The organism is Reichenbachiella sp., from assembly GCF_039944555.1.
In the GTDB taxonomy this organism is placed as follows: domain Bacteria; phylum Bacteroidota; class Bacteroidia; order Cytophagales; family Cyclobacteriaceae; genus Reichenbachiella.
Genome location: NZ_JBDUYN010000012.1, coordinates 94,818 through 118,233 on the forward strand (window position 1 = coordinate 94,818; position 23,416 = coordinate 118,233).

At 38.3% G+C, this 23,416-nt stretch carries 18 protein-coding genes; 6 read left to right on the forward strand and 12 right to left on the reverse strand.

The window, feature by feature from the left end:
• Positions 1-250 precede the first annotated feature (250 nt).
• The 8 genes from ABJD64_RS17995 to ABJD64_RS18030 form a co-directional block, all read right to left on the reverse strand.
• Positions 251-1,972, reverse strand: a complete 1,722-nt coding sequence (locus ABJD64_RS17995; protein WP_348180869.1) for an Ig-like domain-containing protein — start codon at positions 1,970-1,972, stop codon at positions 251-253.
• Positions 1,969-2,751, reverse strand: a complete 783-nt coding sequence (locus tag ABJD64_RS18000) for a class I SAM-dependent methyltransferase (RefSeq protein ID WP_348180868.1) — start codon at positions 2,749-2,751, stop codon at positions 1,969-1,971. Before ABJD64_RS18000 ends, ABJD64_RS17995 begins: the two co-directional genes overlap by 4 nt.
• 105 nt (positions 2,752-2,856) lie before the next feature.
• Positions 2,857-4,719 carry a tRNA uridine-5-carboxymethylaminomethyl(34) synthesis enzyme MnmG gene (mnmG, locus tag ABJD64_RS18005; RefSeq protein ID WP_348180867.1) on the reverse strand — a complete coding sequence of 621 codons (1,863 nt, stop codon included), beginning with the start codon at positions 4,717-4,719 and terminating at the stop codon, positions 2,857-2,859.
• Between the two features lie 91 nt (positions 4,720-4,810).
• Positions 4,811-5,227: an rRNA maturation RNase YbeY gene (ybeY, locus tag ABJD64_RS18010; protein WP_348180866.1), complete on the reverse strand. Its 417-nt coding sequence runs from the start codon at positions 5,225-5,227 to the stop codon at positions 4,811-4,813.
• Positions 5,227-5,628: an ATP-binding protein gene (locus ABJD64_RS18015; RefSeq protein WP_348180865.1), complete on the reverse strand. Its 402-nt coding sequence runs from the start codon at positions 5,626-5,628 to the stop codon at positions 5,227-5,229. Before ABJD64_RS18015 ends, ybeY begins: the two co-directional genes overlap by 1 nt.
• 32 nt (positions 5,629-5,660) lie before the next feature.
• Positions 5,661-8,708, reverse strand: coding sequence for a DUF4175 family protein (locus tag ABJD64_RS18020; RefSeq protein WP_348195350.1), 3,048 nt, complete (start codon positions 8,706-8,708; stop codon positions 5,661-5,663).
• A gap of 244 nt (positions 8,709-8,952) precedes the next feature.
• Positions 8,953-10,344, reverse strand: a complete 1,392-nt coding sequence (locus tag ABJD64_RS18025; protein ID WP_348180863.1) for an ABC transporter substrate-binding protein — start codon at positions 10,342-10,344, stop codon at positions 8,953-8,955.
• Complete coding sequence (locus ABJD64_RS18030; RefSeq protein WP_348180862.1) at positions 10,341-10,703, reverse strand: hypothetical protein; 363 nt, start codon at positions 10,701-10,703, stop codon at positions 10,341-10,343. The genes ABJD64_RS18025 and ABJD64_RS18030 overlap by 4 nt, the downstream gene beginning before the upstream one ends.
• A 103-nt stretch (positions 10,704-10,806) precedes the next feature.
• On the opposite strand from ABJD64_RS18030, the gene ABJD64_RS18035 reads away from it, so the two are divergent.
• A complete protein-coding gene (locus ABJD64_RS18035) occupies positions 10,807-11,496 on the forward strand; it encodes a phosphoribosyltransferase family protein (RefSeq protein ID WP_348180861.1) in 690 nt (229 codons plus the stop codon).
• 53 nt (positions 11,497-11,549) lie between these two features.
• Here ABJD64_RS18035 and gldJ read toward each other — a convergent pair whose 3' ends face one another.
• Positions 11,550-12,779 (reverse strand): gliding motility lipoprotein GldJ, encoded by a 1,230-nt coding sequence (gldJ, locus tag ABJD64_RS18040; protein WP_348180860.1) that lies wholly within the window; start codon positions 12,777-12,779, stop codon positions 11,550-11,552.
• Between the two features lie 284 nt (positions 12,780-13,063).
• Between gldJ and ABJD64_RS18045 the strand changes: the two genes are divergently transcribed.
• Positions 13,064-13,654 carry a sigma-70 family RNA polymerase sigma factor gene (locus ABJD64_RS18045; protein WP_348180859.1) on the forward strand — a complete coding sequence of 197 codons (591 nt, stop codon included), beginning with the start codon at positions 13,064-13,066 and terminating at the stop codon, positions 13,652-13,654.
• A gap of 84 nt (positions 13,655-13,738) precedes the next feature.
• Positions 13,739-14,932 carry an aspartyl protease family protein gene (locus ABJD64_RS18050; protein WP_348180858.1) on the forward strand — a complete coding sequence of 398 codons (1,194 nt, stop codon included), beginning with the start codon at positions 13,739-13,741 and terminating at the stop codon, positions 14,930-14,932.
• 3 nt (positions 14,933-14,935) lie between these two features.
• On the opposite strand, the gene ABJD64_RS18055 is transcribed toward ABJD64_RS18050, so the two are convergent.
• Together ABJD64_RS18055 and ABJD64_RS18060 are read right to left on the reverse strand one after the other, a co-directional pair.
• Positions 14,936-17,674, reverse strand: coding sequence for a FlgD immunoglobulin-like domain containing protein (locus ABJD64_RS18055; protein ID WP_348180857.1), 2,739 nt, complete (start codon positions 17,672-17,674; stop codon positions 14,936-14,938).
• Complete coding sequence (locus ABJD64_RS18060; protein WP_348180856.1) at positions 17,674-18,720, reverse strand: saccharopine dehydrogenase NADP-binding domain-containing protein; 1,047 nt, start codon at positions 18,718-18,720, stop codon at positions 17,674-17,676. Before ABJD64_RS18060 ends, ABJD64_RS18055 begins: the two co-directional genes overlap by 1 nt.
• 157 nt (positions 18,721-18,877) lie before the next feature.
• On the opposite strand from ABJD64_RS18060, the gene ABJD64_RS18065 reads away from it, so the two are divergent.
• Positions 18,878-19,807 (forward strand): glycerophosphodiester phosphodiesterase family protein, encoded by a 930-nt coding sequence (locus ABJD64_RS18065; protein ID WP_348180855.1) that lies wholly within the window; start codon positions 18,878-18,880, stop codon positions 19,805-19,807.
• 502 nt (positions 19,808-20,309) lie between these two features.
• Here the strand turns inward: ABJD64_RS18065 and ABJD64_RS18070 are convergent.
• The gene (locus ABJD64_RS18070) at positions 20,310-21,893 is read right to left on the reverse strand and encodes a SulP family inorganic anion transporter (RefSeq protein ID WP_348180854.1); all 1,584 of its coding nucleotides are present in this window, start codon (positions 21,891-21,893) and stop codon (positions 20,310-20,312) included.
• A 127-nt stretch (positions 21,894-22,020) separates the two neighbouring features.
• Here ABJD64_RS18070 and ABJD64_RS18075 point away from each other — a divergent pair, with 127 nt between their 5' ends.
• Together ABJD64_RS18075 and ABJD64_RS18080 are read left to right on the forward strand one after the other, a co-directional pair.
• Positions 22,021-22,644 carry a hypothetical protein gene (locus ABJD64_RS18075; RefSeq protein WP_348180853.1) on the forward strand — a complete coding sequence of 208 codons (624 nt, stop codon included), beginning with the start codon at positions 22,021-22,023 and terminating at the stop codon, positions 22,642-22,644.
• Positions 22,641-23,354: a hypothetical protein gene (locus ABJD64_RS18080; protein WP_348180852.1), complete on the forward strand. Its 714-nt coding sequence runs from the start codon at positions 22,641-22,643 to the stop codon at positions 23,352-23,354. Before ABJD64_RS18075 ends, ABJD64_RS18080 begins: the two co-directional genes overlap by 4 nt.
• The last annotated feature ends 62 nt before the right edge of the window (positions 23,355-23,416 follow it).

Genomic DNA, 23,416 nt, shown 5'->3' on the forward strand with positions numbered 1-23,416 from the left:
TACTCTGACCTGGCTACATTTTATTAACATCTTAAGTTATTGATTTTTAGTGAAGTATTGACTTATCAACAAGATGTTTTCGATATGTGAATTACTTATTTACAATCTTGCTAGTTGGTAAAAATTGTTGATATATATATAGAACGGGAAAGTTATCCTTTGGGTATTGTTCTTTAGTAGATAAGTATGAGGTTTTCTTCAATAGTTAACTGGTTATTCAGGCTGGACTTACACTTTATCCACACGCTTATTAAAAGGAAATCTCAATGTTTTCAAGTTGCCAGTTAGCTCTTACATCGAATATTTCAGGATAGAAATATACTGTTTCAGGCGCTTTATTCTGGAGTATGTTTCCATAAGACCATTGACCGTTTCCATCGTTGTCAATCATTACTCGTATGGTGTATTTTCCTGGTTTGACGAATGGAAAGCTGAAAGTAGTAGAGTTTTTCACTTCGTCTATTACGGAATATTTGGTATTTACTAATTGTAATGTGTAGGATGTAAATGACGTGTTGATAACTCCACTAACAGAGCCCATCTCTTCTAAAGACTTGAATTTGTAATTATACTTTGTCTCTTCAGTGCTATCATTGTCAACACTGATAAAAGTGCCTTTTGGGAATGAAAGGGAGACTTGGTTTGTTTTGACTTGGGAATAGTATTGCAGTTTTGATAAAGATAGAGAGTCGGTCAACGTTGTATCTCCGTATATTATCAGTAACGTGTCAATTTCTTTTTTTAGATAGTTTTTGTCAAAGAATGTTTTGAATGTTAGGATCGTCATGTTAGTATTCCATACGAATGAACTATCTGCTATCTTTTCAGTCCTTAATGTATCATAAGATATCTGGATGCTGTCTTGGTAGAAAGTTCGAATAGGTTTATTGAATTTATACATGTGTGTGAGAATAGGATCTATTGCCGCACCATTTTTTGGTTCAAGGTTGTAGCTGAAGTCTTCTGGTTTTCTGGATGACTCAGTGAACTTGACATATGCAGTATCTTTTGAAATATTGAACATACTGTCCGTGGCTGATACGAGAATGCCGAGACTATCCGCGTCATATGTGAATGTTTCGGTTGGATAGAATCTCATAACCTTATTACTTTTCACACGATTATTTGGCGGAATAGGATATACCTGTGAAGAGTCTAGCTTGGTTATTTCATATGAGATAAATGGTTTGTTGTATTGAAGATCGAAGTATCGGCCGGTTGTTTTGGATCGAATAAATTTGAACCTTGATGCGTTGATCAGTTGGGCCGCGATTCTTATGGAATCCTGAGAAGTGATGAGGTCAATTGAATCAGCTAAGAAGCCATGAGGCTCTGATTCGGGATTTAGTATCAGGTTTCTATTTTCATCTTTGAAGCAAAGTATTTTGTAGTAAGAATTTTTGATGTTTTCGATCAAGAATTGTCCCTGTTCGTTGGTCTTTGCAAAATATCGAGGTTTATCTTCTAGTAGATTAAGTGAATCACTAATTTGATATAACCCTACAATAAATTCTTCTTTGGGTTCATTGGTATATAGATCAGTGATTTTTCCGTTGACATAAATGGAGTCAATATAGGGACCTGTGGAAAACGCAAAGCTTAAATTCACCGCTGGATTTTTTTCAGTAACATCTACGAGTCCATCAGAGAAGTTTAGTGTATAGGTAGAACTGTCATTAAAGTTGTCATCAAAAGCAATGGTCACTTCATTTTTTCTGACTTTAATATTGAACTTGTTTTCAGTATGAGGTGTAATAAGTAATTGATTTTTGAGCTTGTCAGCATTGATTCTTTCATCAAATGTAAATTTGAATTCTTTGCCAGTATAGTTGATACTTTTGTTTGTAGGTATACTTTGCACAAGCATTGGTGGAATAGTATCGCGGGGCCCACCTGTAGGAGTTCCTTGATTAGCACAGGAATAGACATAAATTGAAATCAAAAGAAGAAAAAGTGGAAATGTAAATTTCATGCTTTATTGAATATATAGATCAGGCTTGAATAGTTCTTGTTGTTTTTACGGGCCCAAGTATTTGATTTCCAGCCATTTAGTATTGATTTGAAATAATTAATCTTTCCAAATTTGTGCTTTTCGCTGAGCATACATACGTAATAGGCATCTAATTTCATAGGAATTACTTTTTCTAGTGTAAGCTTGTTGTACTTCATCAACTCTTTGATAGTCAATTGATTGAAGTGATATAGATGCCTGGGGACGTCGTATGCAGCCCAATATTGTTTATAAATTTGTTGGTCCAGAGACTCAAAGTTTGGAACTGCTACGATTAATCTACCATTTTTAGATAAATGTTTAATAAGTGATTGGATAGTTTCGTTGATATCATGAATATGTTCTAGAACATGCCAAAGAGTAATGATGCCAAACTTCTTATCAGGAAGATCTTCAAGTGATCCTACGACATTAAGATCGTAGTCGCTGATGGCGATAGTTCTAGCCATTTCATCTGGTTCCACTCCTATTGTCTTCCACCTTTTTTTATTCTGAATATAGTTGAGTAGATGCCCAGTACCGCAACCATAATCTAGGATTGATTGTTTCGAGGCAAGGTTATTGATCAACTTGAACTTTTCTCGAAGTGTATAATTGCGAGCTATTTTATAAATCTGGTTTATAAAACTATTTGCTTGATTGGTATGCGAAATGTAGTCTTCAGATTTATAATAGGATCCGATAGAATTCTTGTCAGGTCTTGGTGAAGTAACCAGCAACCCACAATTTGTGCACTTCATTATTGCGAAGCTTTCCTTTGTAACAGAATGGTCATCACAAATGATGTGGTTAGTGAAATCTTTAGAATTACAAGAAGGGCAGGATTCTACTTTTTCGTACATAAATTATCTAGCCATGTAGACCATCAATACTGAAATATCTGCTGGATTCACACCGCTAATTCTAGATGCTTGTCCAAGGTTTGTTGGCTTAATATTAGAAAGTTTTTCTTTTGCTTCAGAGGATAATGCAGGAATATTTCTATAGTTAAAATCTTGGGGAATCTTTTTATTATCAAGATTACCCATTTGATCTGCCAGGTTCTTTTCTTTCTCTATGTAGGTTTCATATTTTACCAATATGGAGGCCTGTTCGAGAATATCTATATGAACATTTTCTGTGATCTTAATGGCATCTGGATGAAACGATATTACTTCTTGAATACCGAGCTCAGGTCTTCTTAAGAAATTGATCAGTGGGGTTTTTTCCTTGATCTTCGCCGAATTTATTTTATCTAATTTGCCATTGATTTCTTCAGGCTTGACTTTGATTTTGTTAAGTTGTTCTACAAGTTCATCAGTATCCGAGATCTTTTGGTTTACTCGTTCAAGCCTTTCCTCTGAGGCCAGTCCTAGCCGATGCCCTATTCCGGTAAGGCGTATGTCAGCATTGTCTTGTCTCAATAGAATTCTGAATTCTGCCCTTGACGTGAACATACGATAGGGCTCATCTGTACCCTTATTAATCAGGTCATCGATCAATACACCGATGTATGCTTCTGATCGTCCCAATACAAAAGGCTCTTTTTCACGTATTTTGTTATGTGCATTAATACCTGCCATAAGCCCCTGACTCGCCGCTTCTTCATATCCTGTAGTACCATTAATTTGACCCGCGAAGTATAAATTGTCTAGCAATTTTGTTTCGAGTGTAGGCTTTAGCTGTGTTGGTGGGAAGTAATCATATTCTATGGCATAGCCAGGTCTAAACATTTTTACGTTTTCAAAACCGGGGATTTTCGTTATGGCTTTATATTGAACATCTTCTGGCAGGCTCGTTGAGAATCCGTTCACATATATTTCTACGGTGTTCCATCCTTCTGGTTCAACGAATATTTGATGCCTTTCACGTTCTGCGAAACGGTTGATCTTATCTTCTATGGAAGGACAATAACGGGGACCGAGTCCTTTTATTCGTCCTGTAAACATCGGAGATTTTTCAAAGCCTGTTTTTAGTATATTATGAACTTCGGCATTTGTATATGTGATGTGACAGGATCTTTGATGTTGGAGAGGTTTCGTGTTTGAGAAAGAAAACTTACCGGGTATTTCATCTCCTGGTTGCTCTTCCATCACCTTCCAATTGAGAGACCTACCATCTACTCGAGGGGGTGTTCCTGTCTTCATTCTACCGGACTCAAACCCGAGTTGTACTAATTGTTCTGTTATTCCTGTAGCAGCTTTTTCTCCTGTACGGCCACCACCAAATCTTTTTTCGCCTATATGAATCAAGCCATTAAGGAAGGTTCCATTAGTCAGGATGACAGCTTTTCCTAAGATTTCTAAACCCATACTGGTCCTTACTCCTACTACTCTATTTCCTTTGACAACAAGTCCGGAAACCATTTCTTGCCAAAAGTCTACATTGGGTGTTTGCTCTAGTGCAAGTCTCCATTCTTCAGCAAACCTCATACGATCATTCTGTGTTCTAGGGCTCCACATGGCTGGACCCTTAGACTTGTTGAGCATGCGAAACTGAATCATGGACTTGTCTGAAATGATGCCTGAGTATCCTCCCAAGGCATCTATTTCTCTAACTATTTGTCCCTTGGCCACTCCACCCATGGCAGGATTGCAAGACATTTGGGCAATGGTATTCATATTCATTGTCACAAGCATCACCTGCGAGCCCATATTGGCTGCTGCAGCTGCTGCTTCACATCCGGCGTGGCCTGCTCCGACTACTATTACATCATACTGTGGAAACATGAAATATATCTTAATGTTCCACGTGAAACAGTGATGTATTATCACTAGGTGTTCCACGTGGAACTTTTAAAGTCTCTTAAAATTTAAATTTTCACAAAGATAAATAAGCATTCTCTTTTTCTCTCATCTCGCGTTGCTGTTCGTCTGTCTTATCATTGTATCCGACAAGGTGAAGAAGGCCGTGAATGATGACTCTTCTAAGCTCAAGTTCAAATGGAATGCCTTGATCCTGAGCATTGTCCTGTACCCTTTCTACGCTTACGAAAATATCACCTTCTATTGTCTTTGCCTGTTCCGAATTGTCAAAGGTGATGATGTCTGTGTAATAGTCATGCTGGAGATATTCAACATTTATTTGATGAAGATATTCATCGGAACAAAAGATGTAGTTCAGTTCTTGAAACTTATGTCCTTCGGTGGCAATCGTCTGCATTATCCATGAAGAGATAGATTCTTTTTGAGTGAGCTCAAAGGAAGTGTCTTCATAAAAAAAGTTAATCTGATCCATTAGGGTAGGTAAAAACGGAGCTCTACTTTTTTCCCGTTATCTGTAAATGATACTTCATCGCATAAGTTTTTCATAAGAAAAATACCTCTTCCACCCGGCTTTTCGATATTTTCAGGTGCTGTTGGATCAGGAAGGTTATCATAGTCAAAACCTAGGCCCTCGTCTTCGATTACGAACTTGACCTGATTGTCGTCCAGACTTAAAGAAAGATGAACATTTTTTGACTTGTCAGATTGATTTCCATGCACTATGGCATTGTTAACCGATTCTGTCACTGCTATCATAATGTTGCCATAGATGTCGTCTGTAAAATTATACTGCTCTTTAGCATTGTCTATGAAGCTTTCTATAATACGGATATTCTCTGAAAGCGACGGAATCTGAATTTTAATGGCGTCCATTATTTCTGTTAATCAATTTTGTCACAAATATATTATTGTTCGTTCAACCTTCTAAAGTATTTATTTACTTCTTCTTTATAATAAGGATTCATTTTTGGAGGAACGGTATTTAGAAGTTCTAACTCTTGTTTTTTTGCTTTAAGGTACTCTTCAAATTCGGGAGGTAAAAGTCTGTCAATATTATCTGCTTGCTCGGCATCTCTTTCATCATCTAACTCTCTTTCTCGAAGCGCATTTTCAGCTTTTAACATACGTGTAAGAATGTCCTTCTGTCTATTTATTGTTTCCTGAGAAATTCTTTTGTTTACTAAATCAAGTTCGGTCTTTTCCATTTTTTCAATGGCTTGCTGGAGGTTATTACCAACTCCATCTTGATTTTCACCAAGTTGATCTTGTAATCTCTGAAGCTCATTGCGAAGCATTTCTTGTTCGGCTGCCAATTCTGCTAGTTCCTTTGACAAAGGGCGGCCTGATTTCCCGCTTTTCTTCAAGTCGTCAATCTTTTTATTGAGTTGTTGCTGCAATTCAGATAACCCTGGAAGGTTTTGCTTCTGCCCTTTCTCCCCTTTCTGAGGTTTGCCCATAGCATCTGCCATTTGCTGTTGCATTTGTTGGAGTACATCATCTAAAAGTAACGCCAAGTTGTTTATTGAAGTCATTGCATATTGCTGATGTGCTGTTGCTTCTGCCTTACGTCTGTCCTTTAGGCCTTGTAAGCTCGCTTGTATTTCGTCATTCATTGCATCGACCTCACGCGTCACAAAACTTTGAATCTGAAAGACACGGTTGGCCAGTGATAGCAGACTGTCTTCAATAATTTTAGCATCATCTTTTAGCTTTAATTGTTCTTGTGAAAGACTTACGTAACGTGAATCACTCTGATTTACGCCTTTGAAGTCAGTCATTATCTTCTCTTGGTCAAAAGATACTTTGACCAGGTTGTCTACGATGTCTCTAAGATGATCCAGATTTTCTTGCATCATAGTCATTTCCATTCCGGCTTGCATTTCCTCCATCTTTTGCTTCATTTCCTTCATCTTGTCGGAGGCTTTTTTCTGGGACTGCGAAGATTTCTTTCTTTTGTTCTGATCAAGTTCTTCTTTGCTTTGCTGTTGTTCTTCTTTGATTTCAGATTCTTCCTGGTCAAAATTACCTAGTTCCTCTGGCTGTTTCATTTGTTCATTGAGCTCATCAAGCTTGTCTATTTGCTCCTCTATTTGATTGAAGGACTCATTCAGGTCTTCTTGCTCCTTTTTTAGAGACTCTGTGTTATTTTGTTTGTCTAGCGTTTCTTCGGAATGTTCTACTTGCTCTTGTGCCAGTTCATCAAGGTCATTGATTATCTCGTCCATCTTGTAATCAAATTGGAGACGCTTAAACATTTCTATTGCTCTCTCTATTTCCTTCTGAAGATTCTCTTCTTTGTTCTCAAGCTGATCCATGATTTCTTCAATATCTTCGGATCCTTGTTGTTCTTCGAGGAGCTTTTTTAGCTCATCATAGAGTTTTTTGGTTTCCTCATCAAGTATATCGTCCATCAGCTTTTGCAACTGATCTACTTTCTGCTGGAGTTTTTCGTTGGGTTGATTAAAGCGTTCTTGTTTTTTTGCTAAATCTTTATTTTGTTGGGCTATTTTTTTTAGTGCATCTTCAAGCTTCTCCTTTTGCTTAATAAGATCATTGATCTTTTTATTTTCCTGCCAGTCAAGGTTTTCCTTGCTTTTCAGATCATTCTGAATTTCTCTAATTTGCTCGTTTAGATCTTCAGCTTCTTGAAGCGATTGGTCCAATTCTTTTTTAGCTCCTTCAGATTGCTTGTTGAGCTTTTCTTTAATTTCTTTTTTATCTGGTACTTTAAAGTTATAAGTTGATGTTTGAGAAAACTTTCTTCCATTTACAGCGTCATTATCCCATACACGAACAAAATATGTTACAGCTTCTCCCTGACCAATATCAAGAGAGTCCAGATTCCACTGATAGAAATAGTTTTGTGATTGAAGGTTTTTGTTGAACGGAACAGGAATAGATACTTGCTCATGGTCTTTTTCATATACAAATTCTAATTTGGAAAGGCCATAATCATCTGCAATTAATCCGTTGAATACAATAAACGCAAACAATGTCGTGTCCTGATATGAATTCAAAGAAATTTTTGGGTATTCATCTTTTATTACATCAATTTGGTAAGCAATTGAATCTTTGTTTTTGCTGTGTCGATTTACGAGGTGAAGCTTATATGAGTCACTTTTTCGTATCCTTTTCTTAGATTCATACAGTTGATTTCCTGTAGGCTTAAGGTCTATAATTTCTTTTTCCTCTACGAACGCAATTTTTAGAGACTCAGTCTCTATAGTCTGAATGGTCCATGTAACCTCAGTGCCCTCTGGAATTGAGAGATTGCCTACGTTCTCGAGAATCTCATTTTTTTTACCTGTATAATTTGGGTAGTTAAGAGCTACATTGAAGGCTTTGATGTCTGGGCGTTGTAGGATATTGACTTCATAGGATACTGACCGATAGTCTGCAGCTTCTATCCTGAAATTGAAATTGTCTTGAACTTTTGAAAAAATGTACTGAAAACGACCATTTGATTGCAGTTTCATCTTCGCTCTTCTGCCTTTGGAGTTCACATATATTTGATCGGGAATCGCAGAACCGCTGACTTTAACATCCAGAATGAAATCTTCATTTTTGAAGGCCGAAAACTCATTATTTAATGGTGTAACTATAAACAATCGAGCGGGTTCAAACTCCTTATCATAATTTATAATACGGCTCGTGCTTTCAGTAAGGTATTGTGGAAATAACAATAGTAGAAAAAGCAGAATTATTCCAGGGTAAGCAACATATCGGATGTATTTTTTATTCGATTTTAAGTCTATACTTGAACTAAATTCGAATGGCGAAATTTCTAACGTTCTCTTTTCAATACTTGCAAGTATTAAACTGCTGTCGGAAGAAGCTATAGACCCTAACTGTATGGTATTCAGTAATTTATCTCTGATTTCAGGAAAAAACTGACCAATTATATGAGCGGCTTCTTCGTCAGATATTTGATGCTTTGTCCGAAATAGATTCAAATATGGCACTATTACGAGCTTAAAAAGAACAAATAATAACAATATAATTGTAGTAAAAAATAGAATTGTTCGGCCAAAAGAACTTAGTAGGAATGAGTTTTCTAAACCCGTAATTACCAGATATACGCTTAGCATAAGCGCTAGAAAGAAAATGACGTTCCGAATTAAAATATTTACATAATACTTTCTTTTGAAAGCATTTATCTTCTTTTTCAATATGTCTGATGAGTTTTTCAAATTGGAGTTAGTATGTTTTCGGCACTAAATTCGAGATATCTTTTACCATTGAACTTAAACTTTTACCCGCTTCAATTCCTTTTAATCTGTTGTTATAAATAACATACTCGGGGAATCGGTCCAAAACCAGTATGGTCGAGTTCGTTTCATTTTTTTGCTTCTCTGCAAGTTTCAAAATTGATAATTTTTCATCATTCATTTTCGGAATAGAGGTAGCTATTTCCTTTATAACGATATGCGGAGAAGTTGGATTTATATTTTCTGAATTAGTCGGAATAAAGCTTACGGATTTTGAGTCGGTAAAATAGACTTTGTCATTCTGTTCAATATCATGGACCAAAGGTATTTGGTACATAGAAGAATCTTTCACGTCTGTCAGTCTTAGACTATCGAGCACAAAAGTGTCAGAAACAGAATTACTGGAGGTGAGGAAATAAACTTGAGTTCTTGATACATTTAAAGAGTTTAAAATATTCTTGAGTGTCACAGAGTCGCTTAGGTTAAGAATATGTGCGTAGCGAACAACGGATTGATCACTCAGTTGAGCCTCGTAGGCCGAATATTTATTATTTATTATTTTCGAGATTAGTTCAGTGATTGATGAATCCGGAGACAGGTATGGGTTGTACATTATGAGATCTAAAGACCCATTTACAAATTCAGAAAAAACCAGTTGATCATTTTTAATAAAGCCCATGTTGATCATTTTAACATCGCCTGTAATATTTCTTACTTTAACTAATTTGGCAGAAATATCTTGATTGAGAGCGACTAATTCGAAGGGCCCACTTCCAATGAACAAATCGTCCTTCTGGCTGAATAGGATGAACTCAGGTGCATTCAGCCATGTTAGTAATTGATCATGCCCTTTTTGAAGTTTAATGCTAAATTTGACTTCACTTGATATTTTGAAGCCCGATGGTATTGAATCCATAACATTTCGGTTTATTCTATACCAATTGATTGATCCAAACCCAGACATCGAAGTAAATAACGAATTCACGGCATATCTATCGAAATGGTGTTCAATAAGATGTTGGAATATCATTTTGATTGCTTTTGAGTCAACAGGTGACCCGTCATGAAATGTTTTACCGGGAATAATAGTAAAAACATGTTCTTTGAGCAAAGAATCAAATGAATATGAGCTGATCAACTCACTTGTTCCGTCGTCATTATAAAACTTATCAAAAACTAAATCTGCAATAAATTTTTCAGACCTGCTATTGGCCTGTAATGGATTTGTAGTGAGAACATTATCGTGAAAATTTATGTTGAGTGTCACATCATTATTGACAGAGGGTTCAACTAAATATGGGGCTTTTGTTTCGCATGAAAAATTTAGTTGAACCAAAAGGACAAGGCAAGAAAAAGTAAAATGTGGTCTTTTCTGTTTCATTGTTTGATAATACCTACTTCCTTAGAAAAGTACTCTATTACCTGCATCTTAAGAAGTTTCTCTTGTTCTAGCGAATCAAAGTGTGGAAGCTTCTTTTTTAGGTTCCAGTGGGGCCACCCATCAGCATCAACTCCATCCAATTCATAAAATCCAGCCAGACTCAGACATTTACAGATCCCAAGATGAATAAGGTCTTGTTTTTCTTCTTTTGAAAAGTTATCATGCCCTCTACCCAACTCTTGCACACCAATCAGAAACAACACACCATTAAGGTCTGCCGGTTTTTTGCCCAGTACCTTATGCAGCCTTTCCCTGAGCTTTACCCACTTTCTATCCAGATCCAAATCTTTTTTAAGCATCAGTTCGCCTAGTTTTATTTTGATGACCTATAATAGGTGTAATTATCAAAGATATTCTACCTTCAGTTTGAAATTGAATTGCTGGTGGTTTAATTTTTCTAATATGTTGAAAAAGTACTGGAATGACTTCATTTCGTTGATCTATCCAAATACCTGTTACAATTGTGACGTTCCACTCGTAGACGGCGAAGAGAAAATTTGTCTTCGATGTTATAGGGACTTCCCATTGACCTTGCATCATTTGTCAGAGCATAATCCGCTTTTGCTAATAACTTCAGGAATCCCGAAGGTTTCAGGAGCGTTTTGTTATATGAAATTCAATAAGCAGGGAGTTGCGCAGAAACTGTTGCACGAGTTAAAGTACAAAGGGAATACATCCATCGGCTTCTCCTTAGGCCAATGGTTTGGCAGACACATTAAGAACGAGCTTTATGATGCCGGGATCGATTATATTATTCCCTTACCTCTGCATAAGCATAAAGAACGTATCAGAGGATTCAATCAGAGTAAAATCATAGCTCAAGGAATGAATGATGCATTGGGTATATCAATTAGTGAAGTACTAACAAGAACCAGAAAGGCATCAACTCAAACAAAAAAAGGAAAAGTTGATCGTTGGCAAAGTGTGCAGTCTATGTACAAATTATTAGATGATAATAGCCTTGAAGGGAAAAATGTATTCCTGGTGGATGATGTAATTACAACTGGGGCCACTATATGTGCAGCTTTAGAAGTACTTGCGGAATCTGGAGTCAATAAGGTTTATTTTGGCTGTATCGCATCAGGAAAATAAAAGCAAAAAAAGCCGGTTAAAAAACCGGCCTAATATTTTTATCTATTGATTTCTTAATAGTTGGTACCTGCTCTAATCATGGCACATCTGAACCCAATAGTAGACGTTGCCGAGTCCTCTTCCAAATATCTTCTCGTTCCCGGAGACATCCAGTAAGCTACATCTGCCCAAGAACCACCTTTATAAACCCTAACTCTGTCATTGATAAGCGAGTTGTAGTTTGCGAAATCATATCCATCCTCTTCATCGAGGAAACCATCGCGCCTTACAGGGTTCAGGTCATCAAAGTCCTGAAAAGACAATGGACGATAGACATCTTGCACCCACTCATTTACATTTCCAGCCATATTGTATAACCCGAAATCATTCGGAGGGTAATCATAGATGTATGTGGTAATCATGGCACCATCATTCAACTTACCGGCAATACCCGCATAGTCACCTCTACCTCTTTTAAAGTTGGCGAGGAATGTACCGAGTTGCTTACCATACGGGTTTCTCAAAGCATGGCCATCCCAAGGATAAAGTCTTCTATGCGTTTGATTTTCATCTAACCATTGTGTACCAATTAAAGCCTGAGCAGCATATTCCCATTCGGCTTCTGTTGGTAGGCGATAGTTGGGTAGTACAAACCCGGATTCCAAAGGAATACGTCCAGCAGAAGGTAGATCACTTTCTGCTTCGATTGCCTCATCGTAGTAACCAGCCTCTTCAGCCAGCTTCTGATTGACAACAATTGATCTCCACAAGCAATAATCCTGTGCTTGCTTCCAGGTAACACCTACTACAGGGAAAAATCTAAATCCAGGATATCTTAAGTAATGATCTACGTAAGGATCATTGTATGCAAGGTTTCTCGCCCAAACAGTTGTGTCTGGCAGAGCTGACTCATAAAATTCTCTAGAAGAGTCTAGTCTTACATAGTGCAAGTACTCCAGCCAATGAATATTGGCAACTTCTGTTTCATCCATATAGAAAGAAGCAACAGTCACGGTTCTTTCCGTATTGTCACTTGTGTTTGCTACATCTTCTTCGAAACTTCCAAGAATGGTTCTACCTCCTTCGATAAACCTTAGGTTCGGTCCTTCAGGTTGACCTCTAAAGTCATTAACCTGAAAATCCCCTTCTTCTTCGTTGTAAGCTAGACCAGTGGCGGTACTATACCCCCCTGGATCACTACTAGTGGCATGACCACCGCCGCCCAGCGAACCACAAGAGGATAAACCAACTGTGAGACCAACAAGAATTGCTGATGCGTTTAAGTAAGGAACAAATTTTTTCATAACAAACTCAAATTTTATTCAAGCTCCTAAAATAAAGACAATTTTTCTTAAAACAAACTGAGAAAAATGACGATAGGGAAAATAATCACAATTTATTCCCTCACATCCTTCATTGTCGTCTAGTTCTAGTAGGAGGTTAACACTTTTTATCTACATATAGAATTCAAAAATATTTAATTTATTGTTCATCTGCACACCTTTTACTCAATTAAGAAAATGCTAACTACGATTAACAGACCTCATTCGGCCTGATGGCACAATTTTTTTAATTAAATTTGCATATAATGTCTCAGGCAGAAGCAGCAATATATCGCCCCTTACTTCATACTATCGCTTATAAGATAGTCGGATGCTCTGTAATTGCCGAAGATTTAGTACAAGACACTTTTTTGAACTGGTTCAAAAATGAGCGACAAGAAGTAAAAGACGCAAAAGCCTATTTGATTTCGTCTGTTCGAAACTTAAGCCTCAATCATTTAAAGAAAAAGAAAGACGAGCTGTTTGAGAACCTTGCTCCTAATTTACCTTCTTTTAGTATTAATACAGATATTTCTTACTTAGACATCAAGCATGAGATAGCCAGTTCATTGGCAATATTGCTGAAAAAACTGGCTCCCGCAGAAAGGGCTGTATTTGTCTTGAAAGAGGTCTTCAATTTTGAATATGCCGATTTGCCTGGGATCGTTGGAAAGACTTCTGATAATTGTCGGCAGCTACTTAGCCGTGCACAGCAAAAACTTAATCAAGAAAAGGAGCGCTTTAATTTAGAGCCTCAAAAGCTCTCCTCTCTTATTGGCAACTTCAAAAAGGCTACTTTAGGAGAATTTGAAGGCTTGATTAAAAGCCTTAAAGAGGACATAAAAGTAGATAGTTAATAGCCCTTCTCATTCCAATAGTTTGTTCACGGTATGTTTATATCTGACCAATTACTTTCTTTCCTAACAAAGACTCCTTAAATTATGACTAAAAATCAATTACCATCTACCATGAAGAACCTTGTTTTTAGTTTTGTTTTTTTAAGCTCATCCATTGCCCTGGCACAGACCCCTGTAAAAAGTATTCCTTTTGAACTATTCGGAGACCACATTATAATCCAATTGAATGTTGACGGTTCGGAGCCATTGGATTTTATCTTTGATTCAGGTGATGGTATTACCGTAATAGACGAAGATGTTGCTGAAAGCCTTCATTTGGTCAAGCATAAGGTGATTTTGAACGAAGGAACGGTGACCGGATCGTTGATCAAACATAATAAATTAGAAATAGGAGATTATCTGTTAGAGAAAAATATCAAAGTATATTCTACCGACTTGGACCATTTGGAAATCAGCCTGGGTAGAGACTTTGACGGTATTATTGGATATGATCTTCTGTACCATCATGCGGTTCGTATTGACTACGACAATCAAAAGTTTGAAATTTATGAACACGGTCAACACCCTAAAAAAGGAGAGGCAATTTCATTCAAACTACATACTGCTATACCAACAATAGAAGGAAATGTTGTGTTAAACAATGGCGAACCGCACCCGGGGACCTTTTTTGTTATGACTGGAGCTGGGACAACCCTCGATTTCAATTCGCCATACGCTGAACAGTATGATGTGATTCACAAAACTGGTGAACACTATTCGTACTTCGTTAAAAGCATTTCCAAAGAAGAGACCAAACATTATGAGGGTGTTGTCAAGTCATTCACATTCGGAAATCAAAAATTTGAGAACCTGCCCATTGGTATTAGTCAGGCAAAGACGGGAACCCAGGCACATGAAAAAGTCTCGGGAATTTTAGGAAACAAAGTACTCAGTAGATATAATGTAATTTTTGATCTGCCCGCCAAACTACTCTATCTGGAGAAGAACAAAAATTTCGATGATCACTTCACGGTCAATTGCAGTGGCATTGATATTCAGCTGTCTGAAGATAAGAAGAAAGTTCTTATCCATCAGGTATTTGAGGGTAGCGTTGCTGAAGGTGTAGGCATCAAGGTAAACTCAGAGCTAATAAGCATTGACGGCAAAAAAGCCCTTACTGATGTCAATTTCCCTGATATTCAAAAAATGCTGGTTCAATCCGGTAAGTCTGTCAAATTACTGATATCGCAGAATGGGGAGGAGAAATCAGTGAACCTGGCATTAAAACCTCTGCTTTAGTATTTATCGATTAAGAAGCATTTTTCCACCATAAGTTTTTCCTTGGTATATGATCATATAGTGATAAAGGCCATTTTGGACAAGCCCTCCGCTATCGTTTTTACCATCCCATGATACTGTAACATCTCCGTCGAATTGTTGAGTGCTCAAAATGGTTCTGATGATTTTGCCCGAAACGTCAGTAACATGAATTGCCAGGGGGTTAAGCTGGGGTATTGTAAAACGAATGTGGAACTCATTTACAAAAGGATTGGGAAATCCTGAATTAACGATTAAGTTATTTCCAATCTGTTTATTTGGTATTATTTCTTTGGTGTTACCTAATGAAGATTCGAAAACACCATTTCCATGAGTGGCTATCACAATTTTTCCATCCGATGATCGATAGTCAATCATTGTCACAACCGAATTACCAATATCATCAATGCCCTCCTGCTGCCAAGTGGTGCTTTGCTCTATCAATTCGTCAGCACTGTATAGCCCAATACTGGTACCAACAAAGTACTTGTAGCCTCCATCATTCAGAGCAATGATTTCAGCCCAACGGATACTTGGCCCATTTCCTGATCCATCGATGTTCTCTTCTAAGTTTCCACCAACATCAATAAAACTCTGACCTCCGTCATTGGAGTAATATAGACTGACTATGTTGTAGTTGGAATAACTGACAAGTACATTCTCAGCATTATTCGGATCAATACAAATACTAGAAACATAACCCTCATGAGCAAATACTTGTTCGGTCAAAGGCACGGGTTGATTGGCATTTGTAATCCTGTAAATATTTCCCGAACTCGTCCCATAATAAAGAATATGAGCCGAAGTAGTTGAAACGTCAAGTGCTGTAATATCCTGAGGCTGACTGATCGGCTCTATTACTTGCCAATTTGTAGAGGTTGTGGTCTGTTTAAAGAATCTAATTTGTGTTAGATTATCATTTCTCCAGATGGCACTGTCTCCGGCTAAGTACATCCGATTATAGTTATTGGGATCAAGAACGAATGGTGCAATGAATAAGTGATTGTCCCGATCTACCCCGGTAGGGTCGACTTTTGCCCAAGAGTCGATATTTCCTTCTGAATCGTAAGATATTTTGAAAATACCCGCCTCTTGAAATGACATGTACCAATAGAGACCCTTAGGTGTAGTGGCACAATATCCCCCGTCTCCGCCTAATACGGAATTCCAATTGGAACTTCCCTCGACTTGTGATTTAAGGTACGTTCCATTGTCTTGCAGTCCTCCTACAATCTCATGACCGCCCGTGTCCTTTGATAACGCGATAGTATAGAACTGAGAAGTCACATAACCGTTATTGAGCGAAACCCATGACACTGAAGATGACTGGTTGTCAAATGTCTTGAAAACACCACCATCATTCGCTGATAACATTTCATTGGAATTATCCAAAAAAACGAGCTCATGCTGATCCGGATGATGATTCGCATATAACTCATTTTCGTTTTCAACGGCATATCCGCCAATTTGGGAAACATTGACTTCAGTGGCATATCCGTCTGTTGATCGATAAAGATTAGTTCCACCAATAAAAACAATGTCCGGATCGTCAGGGTGTACTTTTATCGTCATGTTGTATGAATCTTGACTATCAAATGCCTCAAAACTTGAGTTTTCATCAGGTATTTGAGTCGATCTATTAAACCAGATGCCATTTGCATATTTCCAAAGTTGAATTGTTGAACCCTCCACCAAAAAATACAGAATGTTTTCATCCGAGGGAGCATAAGACATAACCAGGCGCTCAGAAAAACTGGTAAAACCTGATGGCGTTATGTTGTCCCAGTTTTCACCATCCTCAGAAATGAAGATCCCTTTATTGTTTCCGTTAAATCCTTCGCCGGTTGATGTACTTAAATAAGCGAACATCTTGCCCTTAGGTGTGATTAGGATATCGGTGTAAAAAGAGGCATTCGAATTGTTAAGATCTCCGGAGCCATCTACCAATAAGTTGGGTTCGCCCAGAACTTTTTCCCATGTTTTACCCCCGTCTGTTGACTTTACAATGTTTCCATAAGTTGCGGCATACACTTCGTCGGTCGCAAAATCAGTTGTTGGGTCAATGGCCAAATTCCATGTATAGTTAAATGGACTATCGAATGAGGCGGGTTGACCCGTGCTTGTGGATGGCAAAACGTCCCATGATTCACCGCCATCCGTAGATTTAAAAATACCGTCTCCACGATAGCGTGCACCAGGTGCGCGGGCTGAATTTCCATTTAACTCACCTGTTCCGAAATACCAGATATCCCTTTTTCCTATTCGGGTATCTTGTACCAGACTACTTACATTATTGATGATTGAAGCTTGGGTGGTTCTGGACCAACTGAGGCCACCGTTTGTAGAACGCCACATGCCACCTGATACTCCGCCTGCCAAAATAATTTGTTCGTCTCTCACATCAATTGCGAGTGCGCGGGTCCGTCCACCAACATTAGCTGGTCCTGCTAAAGACCAGTCAAGAGATCTGGTTCGTAGTTTTGAATATTGATTGCTTTGAATGGTTTTTGAAAAGGCCAATTCCTTTTTATGAATATCTCTTGGAATATTATTTGTTTTTGGATCTACCAAAAGCGTTTTTTCATATTCAAACCGCGCATTTGGTTTTTCCTTAGTGCCAATGGACGATGGCGAAGTCGGTAACAGCGGAACTTCCTTCTTCACTTTTTTTTCATGACAAGCCGTAATCCAAAAAAGAATTAGAATAAATATGAGTCTTCTCATCAAATATCTTCGCGATTTGTGTTTTCAACTTTAATAATGAAATCAGCTCCAAAGGCTTTTGACGGAGTCTGATAGCCAGGGTTGGGCAATTCTTTAATCATTTCTTCTATTACCATTAATGAAGTTATGGCCGTCAATTTGTAACCCTCAAGTGTGGTTAACTTAGCACTTTTAATTTCTCCTTTATCATTTTTTACTTCCCCCCAGAGATAACAACGACTATTTTCTCTCATTTGCTCAGTAGGTCCAGTCACCGTTTTTCGAACCTTGTTTTGTAAGTAGTTTTGAACAAAGCTAAGATTGAAGAACCACCTCCACTTCTCTACCATTTTTATCTTTTTGATCTGCCCCGGGTGCATGGCAGTATAAACCATGATGTTTGGAATTCCTGTGCTGTAATAGGCTGTCGATACGTCTCCCCATGGAATGGACACAAAACTTTTTTCTTTTCCATCAAGATTTAACGAACGAGATCTATACGCATGTGGAACGGGGATAATTTTTCCATCCTTTCTGATGGCACCGCCTTTTCCAATTCCCTGCGTCATCGTCAATGCTGTTCCGCGCGATGTTGAAGATTCACTCATGAAGGCTAGCTCTAAATGGTTCGCATCCGGCAATTTTAATTTTAAATAAGCGGCAAGGCAATCACTAGGGACCACATCAAACCCAACGCCCGGCATAATCAAAATCCCGGCATCTTTAGCCACTTGATCCATCGATGCACCGAGCTCAAACACTTCAATCTCACCTGTAATATCCAGATAGTGTGTTTTTGTTCGGATACACGCTTCCATCATCACTTTAGCCGTTGCCGAAAAAGGGCCGGCGCAATGAAGCACAATATCCACTTTATTCAATGTCGCTTCTAGCTTGATTGAATCTGACAAATCAAAAGACGTGTACTCTAATTCCAGTTCGTTGGCCAGCGATTGAGTTTTGATTTCATCACGTCCTGCCAGAATAGGAGAATAGCCTTTGGCTTTTGCCAATTTTGAAATGAGCTGACCGGTATAACCATAAGCTCCATATATTAAAAATTTCATCGGCATGATATTAAGTTGAACGTGGAAATTAATTAAAACGCGCCAATCTCTTACCTATATTCAACCACAATGATATCACATGCGTTCCGTAAGTTTTTAATGTTAAGCGACTTGTTGTATTTTTAATGCCACAAACAGATTTATACTTCCTATGTCGATGAACAGTCGCAATTTTATCTGGTATGCACTTCCCATGATGATCTTTTTGGGACTCATGTGGCTCTACGAACCCTGGTTCTATCAAAGATATATTGCCAGTGAGAAATTGGAAAAGATTAAAAAAAGAGACTTTAAGATAGTTGGCCACAAAGGAGCTGCCGGCTATGCGCCTGAGAACACACTTTCGTCGTTTCAAATTGCCATGGATATGGGAGCAGATATGATTGAGGTGGATGTCCATTATACAAAGGATGGTGAGGTAGTGGTATTTCATGATGAGGAAGTATCCAGAACTACAAACGGAACTGGCAAAATTCATGAACTAACCTTAGCGGAGGTCAAAGAACTAGACGCAGGATACTGGTTCTCACCTAAATTTGAGGGAGAAAAAGTGCCGACACTCGGCGAGACCATAGACCTAATTCATGGCAAGATGGAGCTGATCATAGATATTAAATCTAAAGGTCATCAATACTATGACGGGTTTTCAAAGAGAATTGTAGAGATTATTGACGAAAAGGGTGCCATGGATTGGTGCATTATTCAAGCTTATGAAGAACAATATCTTGAAGATGCATATGAAGCTGACTCTACTATCGAAATGAAGAAAATCATGATGGGAGAAGATGAGACACATTTATTGGCCTTTTATATCAATGCCAAAAACTTTACAGACCACAGAAACATGCATGAATTCTACGGCACGCTCAACCCACACTTCACCACTTTGTCTCAAAGAAGAATATTCAGATTTCACGCTCGTGGATATAAGGTTTATACTTATGTAGTTAATGAAAGGTCTGATATGCTAAAAATGCTCAACATGGGAGTTGATGGAATTATTACAGATTACCCTGACAGGGTGGTACAAATCCGTGAAGAGCTAGAGCAACTGGATAGAAGACGAGAAGCTGGAGACGTAGATTAGGCTTGGTTAACAAATACAAAAATGGAGAGGAATTTTATAATAGAATTTATCTCCTATTCAATTTATTTATTGCTATTTCACTGATACCCTTTGGTTATCTGCTATTGCAACGCCAATCGGGACAACTCATCAATCAGATTTCTGGTCCGATGTATAGTCTAGTTGTTATCAGTTTGCTATTGGCCTCTGCGGCTATCATCTTTCAGGCAAACAGGTCGTTTAATTCCTTTTTGAATGCTAATAAAGAGATGTTGAGACTGAGAGAAAAACTCGATAGCTATAAAAGGGAATCAGTTAAAAAATTCATCGCGTTTTTTCTGGCCAGTATGATTTGTGTGTGTGGCTTATATATTTCGGCTAACGCTTTTTTTATAGTAGGTTATATCGTGTCAATCATTTTGTTATCGATAAAACGACCTACATTAAATACAATCATTGAAAACTTAAAACTCACCACAGATGAGCAGAATATCCTAATTGAAAAAAAGGAGATTCCTTAGTTTCATTTTTCTATTATTCCAACTGCTTCGGTCATTACATAATACCTTGGGTCATCTATGTCTGAGATAATGATCTCGTCAAACTTCACATTGGCTTTGTTGAGGACTCTTTTACAGTCCGGGCTAAGATGCTTGAGCATAACTTTTTTTCCAAGCGCCTCATACTTATTAACAATAATTCTAATCGCTTCTACTCCTGAGTGATCTGAAACTTTTGAATCAATAAAATCAATTTCTATTTGCTCCGGATCTTCCACTGGAGTGAACTTACTATTAAATGCTTGAATAGAACCGAAGAATAATGGACCCCAGATTTCATAGACTTTTGTTCCGTCTTCTCTCATAGTTTTTCTGGCTCTAATTTTTGTGGCGTTTTCCCAGGCAAATACAAGTGAAGAGACGATGACTCCACAAACAACCGCAATGGCCAAATCGAAAAATACGGTTACCGCCGAAACAAGAATGAGCACAAAAGCATCGGCCTTTGGTATTTTATGAATAATTCTAAAGCTAGACCAGGCGAACGTTCCGATTACCACCATGAACATCACTCCAACAAGTGCTGCAATTGGTACTTGCTCAATATAGGGAGAAAAGAATAGGATAAAGGAAAGTAACATAAGGGCAGCAACAATTCCCGACAATCGACCTCTTCCCCCTGAGTTGACATTGATCATGGACTGGCCAATCATGGCGCACCCGCCCATGCCACCAAAGAAGCCATTGACAATATTGGCGGTTCCCTGTGCTACACATTCTCTATTACCACTACCTCTGGTGTCAGTGATTTCATCGATCAAAGTCAGGGTCATCAAAGATTCGATTAAACCAATGGCAGCAAGAATAAGTGCATAGGGGAAAATAAAAACAAGTGTGTCCAGCGTCAATGGAATTTGTGGAATCATAAATGATGGGAGTCCGCCCTCAATTCCAGAACCGCCATTAGATTGCACAAAGGACAGCACTGTTTGCGTATCTATTCCTCCGAAGACAACGACTAGTGAAACAGTTACAATTGCCACCAATCCCGCTGGAATCTTAGAAGTGATTTTGGGTAACCCAAACATGATACCCATAGTAAGCAATACCAACCCGAACATCACCCATAGATCATTTCCCGCCAGCCATTGTCCTTCCACTTTGAACATGCCAAGTTGAGACAAGAAAATAACGATCGCCAGGCCATTCACGAATCCGAGCATAACCGGATGAGGAATCAGTCGAACAAACTTACCCAACTTGAATACTCCAGCGGCCATTTGCAATAGGCCCATCACTACCAATGTGGCAAAGAGATACTGAACTCCCGCACCCTCTACATTTGGTAGCAAGGCATTACCTTCTTTTACCAAGGCGACCATGACCACGGCGAGTGCGCCAGTTGCACCGGAAATCATCCCAGGCCTTCCGCCAATCACTGCTGTGATCAAACCAACCATAAAAGCACCATAAAGACCAATGATAGGGTCTATCCCTGCAACAAAGGCAAAGGCTACAGCTTCTGGCACTAAGGCCAATGCTACAGTAATTCCTGAAAGAATATCATTTTTGGCGTTTTTGGATTTATTCTTGATCAGCTCGAACATAAAAATTATGAATTTTCTAAAATGGGCTGCAAAGGTACTGTACTATTTGGTTAGCACACAGTTTATATTTTAAATAATAAAAGTGTCATATTTGAACTAACATGAATTGTAATCCAATACAGATCGCATGAGTACACTTTCGACGTTTAAAAAACTACTGCTGGATATGGTTCCGGTTTTCCTTGCCGTATTTCTGGCCTACCAGGTCAACGAGTACAGAGATTATAGAAAAGAAAAACAAAACCTGGCTGACGCTATTAAGAATATCCGTTTTGAAATGGTATCCAACAAAATGCAAGCAGATACCTGCGCCTATTATCATCGAGATATGCTTTATCGGATGGATACAATAAGGCGGCAACAAGAAGGCGAGAACCCGAAGGAATATAAGAGTTTCATGCACCTGTTACAGACCTTCTCCCCAAAGAAAAGAAATCTGGTCTTACCGCAATTATCGGATATTTCTTATGAGGCGGCTAAAAGAAAGCATGCCATATCCTCTATGGATTATGAAACGATAAATAAAATATCGTCTGTGTATGTCAACATCGAAGAAGGCCTCAAAAGCACGCAAAAGGTTTTGCTCAATTCAATTTCTGATCCAGATGTAATGATTCTTGAAGACTTTGATCGAACATTTATCCTCCTTTACGGTAGCATACAGGAATTATATTCTCAGGAGAAATATTTATCAAAACAAATTGGTTTTACCCTTGAACATCTGGAGAAGGCTTTTCCTGAAGAAAAATGAAATGTATTAAAGCAGCCCAAGCGTTAGTATTATTATTAGGACTTTTCTTATATGCTGCCATCTATGCACAAACTTCAATTTTGTTTGTTGGCAATAGCTATACCTACTACAACGAAATGCCCGATATGGTCAAACGCCTGGCAGAAGCTAATGGGCAGGATTGTGAAATCACGACCTCTGTAAATGGAGGAGTGTCTTTGAAAGACCATTGGGAACAGAATTCTAATCTTAAATCCAAAAGAATGATTGAGGAAGGCGCTTTCGATGTAGTCATTTTACAAGATCAAAGTATGACTCCGATCCGCCAGCCCAACAAGACTTTGACCTTTGGTAAAAAACTAGCTGGTCTGGCGGAAGAAGCTGGTGGTCAAGTTTTGGTTTTTCAAACCTGGTCAAGAAAAAACAATCCGGATTCTCAAGTTCAATTGGACGATACGTTTTCGAAATTTGTAGCTACCACCAGAGCTAAAATAGCACCAGTTGCTGATGCCTGGCATTTGGCAATGAAAGAATATCCCAATCTGGAATTGTATGCATATGATGGTAGCCACCCATCTGAAATAGGAAGTTATTTGACGGCATTGATCATGTATAGGGTTTTGTTTGAAAAGCAAAGCTCAGGTGCCTACAAGACCTTTGCATCCAAAAGACTGCCGATATCGGAAATAAAGAAATGTGAAAAGATAGCAGATCAAGTAATGAATAGGTAGTCTTCGGAAGGCACTTACTTAAGACTCGGTTGAAGCGTCGAAGCCAGCCGTCCGATGGCACA